14 protein-coding genes and 1 tRNA gene are annotated in these 13,901 nt (G+C 48.8%); 5 read left to right on the forward strand and 10 right to left on the reverse strand.

Translation table 11 applies throughout. The features are described from left to right. Positions 1-23: 23 nt before the first annotated feature. Positions 24-488 (reverse strand): ribosome maturation factor RimP, encoded by a 465-nt coding sequence (gene rimP, locus AC5I6P_RS01665; protein ID WP_495692024.1) that lies wholly within the window; start codon positions 486-488, stop codon positions 24-26. 269 nt (positions 489-757) lie between these two features. Between rimP and AC5I6P_RS01670 the strand changes: the two genes are divergently transcribed. Next, positions 758-828, forward strand: a tRNA-Gly gene (locus AC5I6P_RS01670). A gap of 112 nt (positions 829-940) precedes the next feature. On the opposite strand, the gene AC5I6P_RS01675 is transcribed toward AC5I6P_RS01670, so the two are convergent. The 3 genes from AC5I6P_RS01675 to AC5I6P_RS01685 form a co-directional block, all read right to left on the reverse strand. After that, positions 941-2,173, reverse strand: a complete 1,233-nt coding sequence (locus AC5I6P_RS01675; protein WP_495692025.1) for a BaiN/RdsA family NAD(P)/FAD-dependent oxidoreductase — start codon at positions 2,171-2,173, stop codon at positions 941-943. A gap of 70 nt (positions 2,174-2,243) precedes the next feature. Further along, complete coding sequence (locus tag AC5I6P_RS01680) at positions 2,244-3,008, reverse strand: anti-sigma factor (protein WP_495692026.1); 765 nt, start codon at positions 3,006-3,008, stop codon at positions 2,244-2,246. Between the two features lie 9 nt (positions 3,009-3,017). Then, on the reverse strand, positions 3,018-3,605 hold the full coding sequence (locus AC5I6P_RS01685) for a sigma-70 family RNA polymerase sigma factor (RefSeq protein ID WP_495692027.1): 588 nt from the start codon (positions 3,603-3,605) through the stop codon (positions 3,018-3,020). A gap of 237 nt (positions 3,606-3,842) precedes the next feature. Here AC5I6P_RS01685 and AC5I6P_RS01690 point away from each other — a divergent pair, with 237 nt between their 5' ends. Further along, positions 3,843-4,817 carry a protochlorophyllide reductase gene (locus AC5I6P_RS01690; RefSeq protein ID WP_495692028.1) on the forward strand — a complete coding sequence of 325 codons (975 nt, stop codon included), beginning with the start codon at positions 3,843-3,845 and terminating at the stop codon, positions 4,815-4,817. A gap of 56 nt (positions 4,818-4,873) precedes the next feature. Here the strand turns inward: AC5I6P_RS01690 and AC5I6P_RS01695 are convergent, their stop codons facing one another. Together AC5I6P_RS01695 and AC5I6P_RS01700 are read right to left on the reverse strand one after the other, a co-directional pair. Then, complete coding sequence (locus tag AC5I6P_RS01695) at positions 4,874-5,170, reverse strand: protealysin inhibitor emfourin (protein WP_495692029.1); 297 nt, start codon at positions 5,168-5,170, stop codon at positions 4,874-4,876. Between the two features lie 110 nt (positions 5,171-5,280). Further along, on the reverse strand, positions 5,281-6,345 hold the full coding sequence (locus AC5I6P_RS01700; protein ID WP_495692030.1) for a M4 family metallopeptidase: 1,065 nt from the start codon (positions 6,343-6,345) through the stop codon (positions 5,281-5,283). A gap of 397 nt (positions 6,346-6,742) precedes the next feature. On the opposite strand from AC5I6P_RS01700, the gene AC5I6P_RS01705 reads away from it, so the two are divergent. Next, positions 6,743-10,147: a phycobilisome rod-core linker polypeptide gene (locus AC5I6P_RS01705; protein ID WP_495692031.1), complete on the forward strand. Its 3,405-nt coding sequence runs from the start codon at positions 6,743-6,745 to the stop codon at positions 10,145-10,147. Positions 10,148-10,252: 105 nt separating this feature from the next. Here the strand turns inward: AC5I6P_RS01705 and AC5I6P_RS01710 are convergent, their stop codons facing one another. From AC5I6P_RS01710 to AC5I6P_RS01720, 3 genes are read right to left on the reverse strand one after another with little or no spacing between them, the layout of a single operon-like run. Further along, positions 10,253-10,507: a hypothetical protein gene (locus AC5I6P_RS01710; RefSeq protein WP_495692032.1), complete on the reverse strand. Its 255-nt coding sequence runs from the start codon at positions 10,505-10,507 to the stop codon at positions 10,253-10,255. A 51-nt stretch (positions 10,508-10,558) separates the two neighbouring features. Beyond that, positions 10,559-10,990, reverse strand: a complete 432-nt coding sequence (locus AC5I6P_RS01715; protein ID WP_495692062.1) for a pentapeptide repeat-containing protein — start codon at positions 10,988-10,990, stop codon at positions 10,559-10,561. Next, positions 10,984-11,568, reverse strand: coding sequence for a hypothetical protein (locus tag AC5I6P_RS01720; protein ID WP_495692033.1), 585 nt, complete (start codon positions 11,566-11,568; stop codon positions 10,984-10,986). Before AC5I6P_RS01720 ends, AC5I6P_RS01715 begins: the two co-directional genes overlap by 7 nt. 199 nt (positions 11,569-11,767) lie before the next feature. Here AC5I6P_RS01720 and AC5I6P_RS01725 point away from each other — a divergent pair, with 199 nt between their 5' ends. Both AC5I6P_RS01725 and AC5I6P_RS01730 read left to right on the forward strand, forming a co-directional pair. Further along, positions 11,768-12,046 carry a prevent-host-death protein gene (locus AC5I6P_RS01725; protein ID WP_495692034.1) on the forward strand — a complete coding sequence of 93 codons (279 nt, stop codon included), beginning with the start codon at positions 11,768-11,770 and terminating at the stop codon, positions 12,044-12,046. A gap of 1 nt (position 12,047) precedes the next feature. Further along, positions 12,048-12,329, forward strand: a complete 282-nt coding sequence (locus AC5I6P_RS01730) for a type II toxin-antitoxin system RelE family toxin (RefSeq protein WP_495692035.1) — start codon at positions 12,048-12,050, stop codon at positions 12,327-12,329. A gap of 60 nt (positions 12,330-12,389) precedes the next feature. On the opposite strand, the gene AC5I6P_RS01735 is transcribed toward AC5I6P_RS01730, so the two are convergent. Continuing rightward, on the reverse strand, positions 12,390-13,814 hold the full coding sequence (locus AC5I6P_RS01735; RefSeq protein ID WP_495692036.1) for an NCS2 family permease: 1,425 nt from the start codon (positions 13,812-13,814) through the stop codon (positions 12,390-12,392). Positions 13,815-13,901: the final 87 nt, after the last annotated feature.

Here is a 13,901-nt window from a genome sequence, read left to right on the forward strand (position 1 = left end):
TAGTATTGAGTTGTTAGAAAGAGTTACTCTTCGCCATCAGCCAAGTGAACCGTTTTCACTAAAGAACGAGGAATTGCGATCGAGCGTCCTTTTAAGTTGATGTGAACTGCATCCTCGTCTCGGCGCACTAAATTGCCGCTCCATTCGGCTCGATGATTGAAGGGCTCAGAGGTCGTAACGATAACTGGAAACCCCCGAAATGAGGTAAATTCCCGGTCAGTTGTCAGCGAGTTTGGAATTCCAGGGCTTGAAATCTCTAAAACATAAGCATCAGGAATCAAATTGGACTCATCCAAAGCTGCTTCTAGAGCGCGACTCATCTGTTCGCAATCTTCCAGTCCTGTATCGTCCTCTTGATTCCGCACATCAACCCGCAAAACAGGCGGACTCTGATGGGTATGAAATACGGCTGTCACCACTTCTAAGCCCAATGACTGAGCTACCGGAGCAGCTAGATCCAGAATTTGGGGAATTAAAGGATGCGCCATCGACAGATTACCCTCCAAATAAAAAAAGTGGGTGTCCCCCACTTCTCATGAAACGACTGAATTTCACGAAATTTAGTGACAAGCAAAACTACTGCTCTCACTGACTGCCATTTTAGCGAATTAATTTAGAAATGATACAGTCAGAATGGAGATGTAGGTAAAGTCAAAACATCAGAAGGCTGGTAGGAGTATTCAAGCAGTAAGGTCGTGGGGGTAGGAATGTAGTAGTAAACTGTGCTATTATGACAAACAGCGAATTAAAGACGTTCGCGGGCATAGTTTAGTGGTAAAACCATAGCCTTCCAAGCTATTGATGCGAGTTCGATTCTCGCTGCCCGCTTTTTGAGATGTTGTTGAGTAAATTGCTCCCCCATTTCGGGCATCGCAAAATTATTCTGAGTAGCACTTTTGAGCATTAAAGCGTACAGCAATGCTAGCAAGCTAGTTTTTAGCTACTGACTCATGGCTTGTCCTGCCAACCAACCCGTCGTCCATGCGCTTTGGAAGTTAAATCCACCCGTTACCCCATCGATATCTAATACTTCTCCTGCAAAATAAAGTCCAGAGCAGCATCGGCTTTCCATCGTTTTGAAGCTGACCTCCTTCAAACTAACACCGCCACAGGTGACAAATTCTTCTTTAAAGACGCCTTTGCCCGCGATCGCATAACTGCCTTGCGTGAGTTCTCCAATCAAGGCTGCCATTGTTTTATTAGAAAGTTCTGCCCAACGCATTTCGGGATCGATGCCAACACTGGCAACGAGTTTCTCCCAAAGGCGGCGAGGAATCATCACCGGACAATTTGCCGCGATCGTTTTTCTCGAAATTTGGTTTCTCACTGCCGTTAGCTCTTGTCGCAACGTTTCGGGATTGTGCTGCGGCAACCAATTAATCTGCAACGTAGCTCGGTAGTGATGCTGATGCAGAAATCTTGCACTCCAAGCCGACAGTTTTAGCACCGCCGGACCGCTTAAGCCCCAATGTGTTACTAACAAGGCTCCAGTCTGCTCTAGCTTCGTTTTGCTGTCCTCTGTTTGCAGCCGCAATCGAACTGGATCAACCGCTACGCCTGCAAGATCTTGCAAGCGCTCATCCACTACATTAAAGGTGAACAGGGATGGAACAAGTGGTTCAACCGTATGTCCTAGCGCTTGCGCAAACTGATGTCCATTTGGATTGCTGCCTGTGGCAATCAAAACGCGATCGGCGCTCAGGATTTCACCTGAACGTAACTCTAGTTTGAATCCATCATCTTTTTTTACAACCGACTTTACTGCCGCACCAAGTCGGAGGGTGATGCCTAATGATTTAGCTTGGTCGATCAAGCAGGTGGCGATTGTGCGGGCATCATCGGTCACGGGAAACATCCGTCCGTCGGCTTCGGTCTTGAGGGCAACGCCGCGATCGCGGAACCAGTCCACCGTATGCTGCGCTTGAAATTGCGAGAACGCCCCTCTCAATGCTTTTCCGCCTCTTGGATAATGTTGTACCAGCAAGGCTGGCTCAAAGCAGGCGTGCGTCACATTGCAACGTCCGCCACCTGAAATTAGAACCTTCGAGAGGAACTGATGCCCAGCTTCTAAAATGGTGACATGAGCTTGAGGATTGGAGTTGGCACACGCAATTGCGCCAAAAAATCCTGCCGCTCCACCCCCGATCACCACAACGTGTAGTGGCTGATCCATGCTTGTAAACTCCGTCAAACCATCCTCTCTAAGCTAACGCGGTTTGGGGAGCCTTGCGAATCGACAAATTTCATAAAGCTGCCACTAAAATGGGCTTACTCTGGTGCTTTTGAGGCGCAGCAGCATCCTCTACGGTGACAGCAACAGCGGCAACCCATTCTCTAGAACGATGAACATCACACACCGCAAGAGCTTGAGCGGCATTTCCTTGAGCATCGACTTGAAACACATCCGTTAAAATCGCATTTTGCGAATCGGTGGTGAAAGGCGCTCCTGGCTTCAGAACTGTCCACAGAGCATAGACCTTTCCTGGAGGTAAAGGAGGCAAATTCTTCGCCGTTAGCGTTCCTTCCAGGCTCTTGGGATCGACCGCAACTGTAGCGGCGGCTGGTAGATCCGGAGTTGTGCTGCGCAGTGCGTAAGTCAATCTATTTTGAGGCTGGACTGGACTTTGAGACGCTTGTTGAGATTGCCGCAGCTGATAGTTATTGATGGCTAGAGCAATAATTAGCCCTGCTGCTAGAAGTTCTAAGATTTGTCTGAGCCGAATCGGAAATTTACGGCCAGAGGACGGACTCGGATCAGCCGAAGCCCGATTGGCATGGGAAGCCCGATTGGCATTGAGAATGGCATCACGCAGGTGAGCAGGCGGCGCAGCCTCGGACGGCGCAAAGGAGAGTTCTAGCGCATCTTGCATTTGCGCGACGGCTTGCGCGATCGTAGGATCGGTCGCCAAGAGCCGCTGAAATTCTTCTGCCTCTTCAGCATCCAAATCTCCCAACACATAGCCTGCAACTAGTAGCTCTATTTGTTCTGACGGCAGCGGCCCAGCCATAGTAAATGCTTACCTCGTGTAATCTGTGAGCGTTTGGCGCAGCTTAATTAGCCCCCGCCGGGCTCTGGTTTTTACGGTGCCCAAAGGCAAATTGAGTTGCTCAGCAATCTGAGACTGACTCAGCCCCTCGTAGTAAGCCAATCGCAAAATTTGCTGCTGATCGCTAGAAAGCTGCGTGAGGGCGGCCTGTACTTCCTGAGACTGTTCGAGTTGAGAGGCATACTCTGAGGGAGAATCGACCCCACCCTCTGGAGATTGGTTTGTCTGCCATCGTCTCAAGGATTCGCGAGAGCTAGTGCGCGATCGCAGCCGGTCAATCGAGCGCGATCGCGTCAAAATCGCCAGAAACGTTCTTAGTGACCCGCGAGCCGGATCGTAGGAACATTTTTTAGCCAGCATTAGAAAAATGTCTTGAGTCAAGTCCTCTGCCTCTTGAGGATCAGTCAAAATTTTGAGTGCCGTTCCATAGACTAGTCCTACATGACGATCATAGAGAATTCCTAGAACATCCGCCCGTCCGGCCCTCAACAAACGGTAGAGTTCCGTATCAGTTTGTTGAGAGGAACTATCGGGGCTACTAGATGACTCAAACTGCATGATGCACAATAGTGAAACTCAAATGAACCGCCAACGCAACGCGCTCAAGAGGGTAGTCACATTATTGAACACAAACGACAAACTGGGAATAGTTATGAACATTTGTAGTACGGCGATCGCGGCTAATCGGATGCACAAATTCTAGAAATCTTTCATTTAGAATCACGTCCCTCGACTCACCCACGGTATGAGATCCTAAAGGTAATCACTTGCGCTTATTGGTGGAGTTTAGGCAGCATGGAACAGGATCGAAAGTCAACGGTTGTCATTACAGGCGCATCATCAGGCGTCGGTTTGCAAGCCGCAAGAGCGCTTTCGCAGACAGGGCAATGGCATGTGATCATGGCATGTCGAGATCTTCCGAAAACGGAGAAAGCAGTTCAAGCGCTTGAGATGCCGCCCGACAGCTACACAATTATGCATCTCGACCTCGCTAGCTTAACGAGTGTTAGGCAGTTTGTGAAAAACTTTAGGGAAAGCGGTAGACCTCTAAATGTTTTAGTGTGCAATGCTGCTGTATACATGCCGTTATTAAAAGAACCGTTATACAGCGTCGATGGATATGAATTAAGCGTTGCGACCAATCATCTCGGACATTTCCTCTTGTGTAACCTCATGCTAGAGGACTTGCAAAAGTCTGGCGCTCAAGAGCCGAGGCTGATTATTTTGGGTACTGTAACCGCCAATCCAAAGGAGCTGGGCGGTAAGATTCCGATTCCTGCACCTCCCGACCTAGGTGATCTCAAAGGTTTTGAGGCAGGCTTTAAAGCGCCGATCGCAATGATTGACGGCAAGCCGTTTAAAGCAGGCAAGGCTTACAAAGACAGTAAGCTGTGTAACGTGCTGACGATGCGAGAGTTACACCGTCGGTATCACGACTCAACGGGCATCACCTTCAGTTCTCTCTATCCGGGATGCGTCGCGACAACAGCCCTGTTCCGCAACAGCTACCCGTTGTTCCAGAAGATCTTTCCGTGGTTTCAGAAGAACATCACGGGCGGATATGTTTCTGAAGAATTAGCGGGCGATCGCGTGGCAGAAGTGGTTGCCAATCCTGAGTACAACACGTCTGGTGTGTATTGGAGTTGGGGCAATCGCCAGAAGCAAGGGCGTCAGTCATTTGTGCAGGAAGTGTCTGATGAAGCGAGTGACGACAACAAAGCTAAGAAGATGTGGGACTTGAGCGCCAAGTTAGTTGGGCTAGCGTCGTAGAACCTAATCAATCTTGGATTTCCTGAAATGCCCTCTCGCAGGGAGAGGGCATTCTACTAACCGCGCCGTGCTTTTTCCATGCACCAGTTCAACAACGGACGCAACGATTCAGGAACACTTGCCTCTCCAACTCTCACCGTGTGGTGCTGGTTGCCATCTTCGATCGTAATCTCATACTGAAACCGATCCGGTTGTGGGGCAGCCGGGATCTCGGCGGGCAATCCAAAAAAGTTTGCCGACTGAACAAGATGCTGGAGTTGCTCGGTTTCAGTAGCAGGTAAGGTTGCCGTGTCTACTGAGGTTGTCACGATCAATCCAGCAAATCCACCACTCCGCTCAAAGGTGACACGCATAGACGAATGAAGGGATGAACAAGAAAGAAGTAGAAGTACCGCAACAATAGCGCATAACACTGCTTTTCTCATGTTTTCATCCCAGTGTCTTCATCTCAGTTCAAACTCTACTAAATCACCCCGACTGTCTTCCAAGCATTCTGAACGGCTTTCTTTTCATCACTGTCGCGTCCGTACAACTCACCCGCGATCGTCACCGTCGTATTAGCAGCACGTTTGAAGTTGGATTGCGATCGCAGCCGATCGGTCAGCGCGATGTACCAAATTTTTCCGGCTTTCTCCCAAGCATAGCCGCCCATCTCGCTGGCTGCTAGATAAAAGGCGCGATTGGGAATTCCAGAGTTGATATGAACGCCTCCATTGTCTGCTTTTCCGGTATAAATTTTGCTCATATCCGCAGGCTGAGGATCTTTGCCCAACACTTTATCGTCGTAAGCCGTTCCGGGCGCTTTCATCGATCGCAACGCCGTGCCGTCTACCTTGTCAGTTAAAAGTCCTGCGCCGATCAGCCAATCCGCTTCTTCGGCAGTCTGATTCAAGGTACGCTGCTTGATCAAGCTGCCAAACACGTCGGACATGGATTCATTTAGCGCGCCCGGTTGTCCCTTATAGACCAATCCAGCTTCGTGTTGCGTAACGCCGTGGGTTAGTTCGTGCCCAATAATATCAATCGAGATTGTAAAGCGATTGAACAACTCTCCGTCGCCATCACCATAGACCATCTGGCTTCCATTCCAGAAAGCGTTGTCATACTTCTGATCAAAATGCACTGTAGAATCTAGGCGCATTCCGAAGCTATCGATCGAGTTGCGCTCGAAAATGTCGTAGAAAAAGTCGTAGGTTGCGCCTGATCCATCGTAGGCTTCATCTACCATTACATCTCCGGTTGGTGGATCACCTTCTCCGCGCACTCGCTTTCCAGGAAGATCAGTTCCCGTACCCGCGTCAAAGATAGTGCGGCGCTTTTCTCCTGCGATCGCCACATTGAAGTTAAGTGCTCCAACGATCGCACGACGCTCCCGAAACTGCTCGGACGCCCGAATACTTTGCAGCGCCCATTCTTTTTGCGTCGAATCTCCGTTCAGAACAATCTGATCGCTCATGTGAGGCGGCAGAATGCAGCAGATCGGACAAATATGATTGAGCGAAGGCTTACATCTCTTGTTTCTCGCCATTAATCCTCTCCTAAACTAGAACGCAGCGGCAGTCAGTAAGGATTACAACACCATTTTCCAATTTTCCCTACGCTTAGCCGCAACTACGGACGAGCAATTACTTTGTTACATCTATTGTTACAAAACTTATATTTATTCTCATATAGGTTTTCTCTCCTTTTATGATGGTTAGGCAGTGAAACGCAGGTTTTCTACACACTTGTTAATAATCGAGTGTTAGTCACCGAATCGTTTTACTCTAAGAATGAACTGGTCGCGCCTGAGTACTTGTTTACCACTAACTTTTTTAAGCTGACGCTGTTTGCGAATGGTGATTTAGCAAAAAACGACAGTGCCAGGTGACATGCTGGTCAGATTTAACACAGTAACGATCCGTAATGGGAGCTTTAGGAATCTAATGAGTGTTAAGGCAAGTGGTGGAAGCTCGGTTGCACGCCCGCAACTATACCAAACAGTCCCCGTCGCAACAATTTCGCAAGCTGAACAGCAAGACCGTTTCCTCCAGAGGGGGGAGTTAGACGAACTAACTCGCTATTTCGGGTCTGGGGCCAAGCGCCTAGGCATTGCTGAGTTGCTGACGCAAAAAGCCGAACTAATCGTGTCTCGTGCGGCAAATCGCATCTTCACGGGGGGTTCCCCGATGGCCTTTTTAGAAAAGCCACAAGAAGAGCCTGTGAAGTCGATGGCAGGCAAAACGATGAACACCGAGGAGGGCATGAAGCTCGGAACTGTGACCTATGCAGAAGGGTCTGGGGGCGGCTTATTTGGCGGCATTCGGAATTTCTTCCTGACTCCTAGCGCTGGGGCAATTCCTCCCGGATTCCGGGCGATCAACGTATCGCGCTATGGTCCGAGCAACATGGCGAAGTCGCTGCGAGACATGAGTTGGTTCTTGCGCTACACAACTTATGCGATCGTAGCGGGAGATCCCAATATCATTGCCGTCAACACGCGTGGTCTGCGCGAAATCATCGAAAACGCCTGCTCTGGAGATGCGACAGTCGTTGCCCTGCAAGAGATGAAAGTGGCGTCGATGAGCTACTTCCGCAATGACGAAGAAGCCGCCACGATCGTGAGTCAGTATTTTGACGTGCTGATCAGTGAGTTCAAAGCGCCGACGCCATCCGATAAGCTGCGTCCGCGCACTTCCACTGATTTGCAGGGTCTGCAACTGCCACAAATCTATTTCAACGCTGCCGAGCGCCGTCCGAAATATGCGATGAAGCCCGGTCTGTCGAGTACCGAGAAGAATGATGTCGTGAAGGCAGCCTATCGTCAGGTGTTTGAGCGAGATATTACTCGCGCTTACTCGCTCAGCGTATCGGATCTCGAATCGAAGGTGAAGCAAGGCACGATCTCGATGAAGGAATTCATCCGCCGCCTCGCTAAGTCACCCCTTTACCGGAAGAATTTCTTTGAGCCGTACATCAACAGCCGAGCTTTAGAGTTAGCATTCCGTCACATTCTCGGTCGCGGTCCGTCCTCGCGAGAAGAAGTGCAAAACTACTTCTCGATCGTCTCGGCAGGTGGTCTCAACGCGCTCGTCGACGCTCTGGTCGATTCTCGGGAGTACAGCGATTATTTTGGGGAAGAAACTGTCCCCTACCTACGTGGTCTTGGTCAGGAAGCCCAAGAATGTCGCAACTGGGGTCCGCAGCAAGACCTATTTAATTACAGTGCGCCTTTCCGCAAGGTTCCTCAATTCCTTACAACCTTTGCCTCCTACGATCGCCCGTTACCCGATCAGCACGTCTATGGGTCTGGAAACGATCCGCTCGAAATTCAATTTGGTGCAATCTTCCCGAAAGAAACTAAGAACCCCAGCGCTCGCCCAGCGCCGTTTGGTAAGGACACCCGCCGGATTTTGATCAATCGTGGTCCGGGAATTAATAACCAGTTGAGCAATCCAGAGGCCCGTGGCATTTCTCCTGGAACACTTGGTCCTAAAGTGTTTAAGCTAGATCAGGTTCCTAGCTACACGCGCAGCTTTGCGAAACGTGGCGGAGACTCGAAAGGCGTCAGCGTTAAGTTCTCGGAAAGTTCGACTCAAGCAGTGATCCGGGCAGCGTATCTGCAAGTATTTGGACGCGCTGTGTATGAGGGTCAGCGGCTCAAGGTTGATGAAATTAAACTTGAAAACGGTGAAATTCCCGTACGTGAGTTTATTCGTCGCCTTGCTAAGTCGAACCTCTTCCGCAGTTTGTACTGGGAGAAGCTCTACGTCACCAAGGCAGTGGAGTACATCCACCGTCGGTTGCTCGGTCGTCCTACCTACGGTCGTCAGGAAATCAATAAGTACTTCGATATCTGCTCGAAGAAAGGCTTCTATGCGCTGATCGATGCCATTCTCGATAGTGATGAATACAGCCAAACCTTTAATGAAGATGTTGTTCCTTACGAGCGCTACCTAACTCCAGGTGGAGTTTCGTTAAGAAGTACCCGCGTTGGCTCGATTTCCGATACCGGAATGCGCATCGATCGCGAAGAGACCCCACGCTTTGTGGAACTCGGTGCAGTGAGCGACATGCGAACCGAACCTGACATTCAGTTCCGTGTCAATCAGGGCGTGAGCAAGAAGCGCGAACAAACCAAGGTCTTCAAGCTGACGCAAGTGAGCGACAAGTCAAACCTTGCTGTCGTAATCGGTGCAGCGTATCGCCAAGTCTTTGAGCGGGATATTGCACCCTATGTCGCTCAGAATGAGTTCAGTGTGTTGGAAAGTCAACTCAGTAACGGCGATATCAGCCTGAAGGAATTCATCGAAGCGCTCGGTTCGTCTAGCCTATACATCAAGGAGTTCTACACACCGTATCCGAATACGAAGGTGATTGAACTCGGTACGAAGCACTTCTTAGGTCGTGCGCCGCTCGATCAGCAGGAGATTCGCAAGTACAACCAGATTTTGGCAACCCAAGGTCTGAAGGGCTTTATCAATACGATGGTTTCAAGCGCAGAATACGGCGAAACCTTTGGGGAAGATACGGTTCCATACAACCGCTTCTTGACCTTGCCTGCGGCAAACTTCCCGAACTCGCAGACCTTGTATAACAAGCTGACCAAGCAAGATAAGAAGCTTGAGGTTCCCAGCTTTGCCCCGACCAAATCTCGCATGGATGCGGCGAAGATGCCGATGACGGCACTGGCAATGCAAAACATTGCGGCGCAAGCGCGACAAATCGATAAGAGCAAGCCGCTCTTTATTGAATTGGGTCGATCGCACGCAAATGGTGGGGGTCAGTCGGTTGAGGTGGGAGTTGGCACAACTCGCCGTAAGCCTGCTCGCATCTACCGGATGAATCCGGGCATGGGTCAGGGCGAAAGCGAACTGGTGATCAACGCGATCTACTGCCAGGTGATGGATGTGTTTAGCGGTCAAGTTCCCGATCAGTTCAAGCGATCGGATCTTGAAAGTAAGCTCCGCAATGGCGACATCTCGGTTCGCGAGTTTGTTAAGACATTAGCTGGCTCGGAGATCTATGTCCGTCGCTTCTATGCGCCGTATCCGAATACGAAGGTGATTGAATTCTTGTTCCGTCACTTGCTCGGTCGCGCCCCGGCAACTCAGTCTGAGATCCGTGAGTACAACAAGATTCTAGCGGGTCAAGGTCTCAAGGCTGCGGTAGACACAATGGTGAATAGTGCGGAGTACGATCGCTACTTTGGTGAGGATGTTGTGCCCTACAAGCGCTTCCCATCGTTGCCTGCGGGTAATTACCTCGGTAGCGTTCAGGCGGATCAAGACTTGGTGAAGCAATCTTGGTCGGATCTGTCTCCTTCATCTGTTACAGGTGGTCTTCGCTAATTTGAGTTAAGCGAATAGGTTTAAGCCCCCGATCGCATCATGTGCGCTCTGGGGCCTTGTTTTGAAAAACGGTTCCAAGTGCAGGTTTAAAGGTTTAAGAGTGTACTAACTGCCATCTCTAAATTCACTAGAATCGTAATCGGGTAAACCTAGAGCTTGACGAAGATGCTCATCATAGACTCCCTCTTTGCAATCGTGAGATGTCAATTGTTCCTTCTTTAGGTTCTTTGATTGTCTAAAGTCAGGCTTCCATTTCTGCTCAGGCTTATTAGCTTCAGGGTGTTCAGCTAAATAAGCTGCTATCTCTTCTTTATAACGCTCATTTTCTTCAGCTTCATGATCCTCCCAAGCTGACTGCATTTCCCAGTCCCAATGGCGGTGCTCCCAATATTTACTATCCCAAAAGATAGTTTATGAAAGAATAGTGTCTTCTAAGTCAGCCTCTCTAAATACTGCTCCTTGTACATGCGCACAACTCAAGTCGGCTCCTTTAAGTATGGCGTCGCTAAAGTCAGCGTCATAGAGAAACGCACCGTTTAATTTTGCTTCCCTTAATTCGGCTCCATTCAACTTTGCTCTATTAAGGTTTGCATAATGCAAGCTTGCATTTATAAGATCAGCTTCTCCAAGGTCAGCGCCTTCAAGATCAACATCGCGAAGATTAGCACTTGTGAAAATAACTTCTTTAAGAGTAACTCCTGCAAGGTTAGCTCCCCTAAAATCAGCGTTTGAAAAGTTGCTGCCTGGGGGAAAATTGAATCCGCGAAGGTCAGCCTTTCTTAAATCAAGCGTTAGTCCTTCTTGATTTAGCTCAACCTGGCGTCTTCCTAAAACGTTTAAAATTCTTGAATTTGCTGCTTGTCATAGTTTGAGATGCTGCCTTTGGGCGTCTTATCGGAGGAGCGCGGAAGCTTCTCTCGAACATAAGCATTGAGAACCTTTATAATTGTCCATTGATCGTTGGGAGAATCTTTTGCAAGCCTCTCCAGCAGAAAGATTCCGCCTAGACATTCTACGGGTCTGCCAGTACTTAATTGTTCAACCGCTTTTGAAAAACGATCTGTAATGAGGCGCGATTCTGTGAGTTCAGATTCTTCTTTAAATTTTTCTTCGTCCTGCTCTAACTTTTTTTTAGCAATATTCAAATTTTTCTCCGCGATCGCAACAGTCTTACTAGCAACCCTAAAATTCAGATATAAAACGACACCACCCGTGATCGTAGCAACTGTTCCTAGACCACCAAAAATAGCCTTTGAAGTTTCTAATGATGCATTCAGTTTCTCTTTAGCAGTAGTCTTAGTATCCTGCTGAACTGCTAACCAATTGGACGCAACGATACAAGAAAGCAATACCAGTGATCCAATGCCTAAAGATGCTATTGCAGTAGATAGCGTCGAAATTTCTCTTTTATATCTGTTCATTAGGCATGATTGTAGTAAACGACGCCATGAGAAATAGTACAGGCTCCTATCATTGTGGAAACACAGCATATCCGTCAAGAAATTCAAGAGAAGTACCGCGATTGCTGAGTTCGTCGTCGCTCAAACGATAATCCTCATTTAAGCGATCGCTTAAACCATCCAAGTACAATACTTAAAGAACATTCAGGTTTGTACCACCATGCAAAGCTATTCCCTGAAAGAAGTTCGTGAATTGCAAGACGAAGTTTTAGAGAAAGCTGCCGTTGAGCCAATTCTGCTGACGGAAGAATCTAAACCGGGCTATGTCATCATGTCGGCTCAAAATTACCAGCAGTTGCTCGATAAACTGACGGCTTTAGAAGATCGTGCATTGGGTCAACTAGCAGAAACGGCGCTCAAAAATTCTCAGATGGTAGGTGTGGAGACTTTTACAGCCGAGCTTCAACGTTTAGCGAATTTGGAAAGTAGCGATTTGTAGCATGGCAAAGCTAGATGGTCTTGAGACTGTTCTCGATTTTCTAAAAGGATTACAGCCGAAAATCGTTGCCCAAATTGCTAAAAAAGTATTAGCACTTAATATCGATCCGCGACCCGCAGACAGCAAAGAGTTAATCGGATATCCAGGATGCTACCGTGTGGACAGTGGCGAATATCGAATTATTTATCGCTTTGATGCTGAGGAAGACTTGGTAGAAGTCATCCTAGTGGGTAAGCGGAATGACGATGAAGTGTATAAACAACTGAAGCGGTTTTTAGGATAGATAGCTTGTGATGCGATCGACATTGCCAAGCTCTGAAAGATTGCCCTGCCTACAGGCTCCCTAACCGCGACCAAATCGTAAGGTCATAAAAACGAACCGAGCAATAAAGATACTCGCAATGATCCAAGTGGCGATCGGAACTTCCCGCGCCTTGCCTTGAAACGTTTTTAAGATTGGATACGTGATGAAGCCGATCGCTAATCCTTCTGCGATCGAGTAGGTGAGTGGGATCATAAAAACCGTGAGAAACGCTGAGATTGTCTCTGCCATGTCATCCCAGTGGATTTCTCTCACCTCCACTAACATCATGGCTCCCACAATCACCAACGTAGGAGTTGTCGCAAAAGCAGGAATCGCTTTGAAGAGCGGAATGAAAAATAGCGCGATCGCAAATAACGCAGCAATGACGATCGCTGTAAATCCTGTCCGGCCTCCCTCAATGACCCCGGCTACAGATTCAACATATGTCGTTACGCTAGACGTTCCAACCAATGGACCTACGGTGGTTGCTACGGCGTCTGCCATCAGCGCTCTATTTGCTCTCGGTAACTCGCCATCAGCACCGATATATCCTGCTCGCATTCCGACGCCAGTGAGGGTGCCAATCGTGTCAAAAATGTCCACAAACAGAAACACAAACAGAACGGCTAACCAGTCGATAAAGTTCTGCCCATTCAGGCGAGATAGCCCCCCGATCGCGTGTCCGACAATATCTTTTGGCAATTCTGGAAAGGCAAACAATTCGGTTGGCATGGGTGCAACTCCGAAGATCCAGGCAAGCCCCGCGGTGATCAAAATTCCCAATAACAGCGCCCCTCTGATTCGTCGCACTACCAGTGCTCCTGTGATTAATAGTCCTATTGCTGCCAGTAGAGTATTCGGCTGAGCGAAGGTTCCAAACGCTGTCTTCGTCGCGTCATTGGCAACAATCAGTCCCGCCCCGCCTGCGGCGACATCACCCGACAAGCCGATATAAGCAATGAATAACCCAATTCCACCGGCTGTAGCGTGTTTGAGGGAAACAGGAATCGCCGTAATCAGCAACCGCCGAACATCGGTGAACGTCAGAATGATGAATATAATTCCTTGAACAAACACGCAGGACAGCGCAAGTCGCCAATCAATTTTGAGTCCGATTACGACAGAGAAGGCGAAAAAGGCATTTGTGCCCATGCCGGGAGCGAGTCCAAACGGGTAGTTGGCAAACATGCCCATGCAAAATGTACCGATCGCGGCGGCGATCGCAGTTGCAACCGCAAGCTGAGCGAACAAATCGCCCGATGTTTGAAGAAAGATTGCATTTGAGAGAATAATCGGATTGACGACTAGGATGTATCCCATTGTCATAAACGTAGTGATGCCCGCTAAAATCTCGGTGCGAAAGTTGGTTTTGTAATAGCCAAATCTGAAGTAACGAGCGATCGCGGCTTGCCAACGAGTGTAAGACGGATCGCTGGGGGGACGCTCGGAATCGAATGAACTCATCTGTTAGCGCTCCGGATTTGAGTATGATTCCTACATTAGTGAAATTTAGAGGTCGCTTGTAGCCCCTTATTCTATTTTCTTGATAAA

The sequence above is a fragment of the Myxacorys sp. genome, assembly GCF_059501405.1.

Bases quoted from the DNA above. Each gene is read 5' to 3' on its own strand.
- rimP (WP_495692024.1), bottom strand. From the start codon at position 488: ATGGCGCATCCTTTAATTCCCCAAATTCTGGATCTAGCTGCTCCGGTA.
- AC5I6P_RS01725 (WP_495692034.1), top strand. From the start codon at position 11,768: ATGCAAAGCTATTCCCTGAAAGAAGTTCGTGAATTGCAAGACGAAGTT.
- AC5I6P_RS01700 (WP_495692030.1), bottom strand. From the start codon at position 6,345: ATGGCGAGAAACAAGAGATGTAAGCCTTCGCTCAATCATATTTGTCCG.
- AC5I6P_RS01720 (WP_495692033.1), bottom strand. From the start codon at position 11,568: ATGAACAGATATAAAAGAGAAATTTCGACGCTATCTACTGCAATAGCA.
- AC5I6P_RS01675 (WP_495692025.1), bottom strand. From the start codon at position 2,173: ATGGATCAGCCACTACACGTTGTGGTGATCGGGGGTGGAGCGGCAGGA.
- AC5I6P_RS01710 (WP_495692032.1), bottom strand. From the start codon at position 10,507: ATGCAGTCAGCTTGGGAGGATCATGAAGCTGAAGAAAATGAGCGTTAT.
- AC5I6P_RS01690 (WP_495692028.1), top strand. From the start codon at position 3,843: ATGGAACAGGATCGAAAGTCAACGGTTGTCATTACAGGCGCATCATCA.
- AC5I6P_RS01705 (WP_495692031.1), top strand. From the start codon at position 6,743: ATGAGTGTTAAGGCAAGTGGTGGAAGCTCGGTTGCACGCCCGCAACTA.
- AC5I6P_RS01735 (WP_495692036.1), bottom strand. From the start codon at position 13,814: ATGAGTTCATTCGATTCCGAGCGTCCCCCCAGCGATCCGTCTTACACT.
- AC5I6P_RS01695 (WP_495692029.1), bottom strand. From the start codon at position 5,170: ATGCGTGTCACCTTTGAGCGGAGTGGTGGATTTGCTGGATTGATCGTG.
- AC5I6P_RS01685 (WP_495692027.1), bottom strand. From the start codon at position 3,605: ATGCAGTTTGAGTCATCTAGTAGCCCCGATAGTTCCTCTCAACAAACT.
- AC5I6P_RS01730 (WP_495692035.1), top strand. From the start codon at position 12,048: ATGGCAAAGCTAGATGGTCTTGAGACTGTTCTCGATTTTCTAAAAGGA.
- AC5I6P_RS01680 (WP_495692026.1), bottom strand. From the start codon at position 3,008: ATGGCTGGGCCGCTGCCGTCAGAACAAATAGAGCTACTAGTTGCAGGC.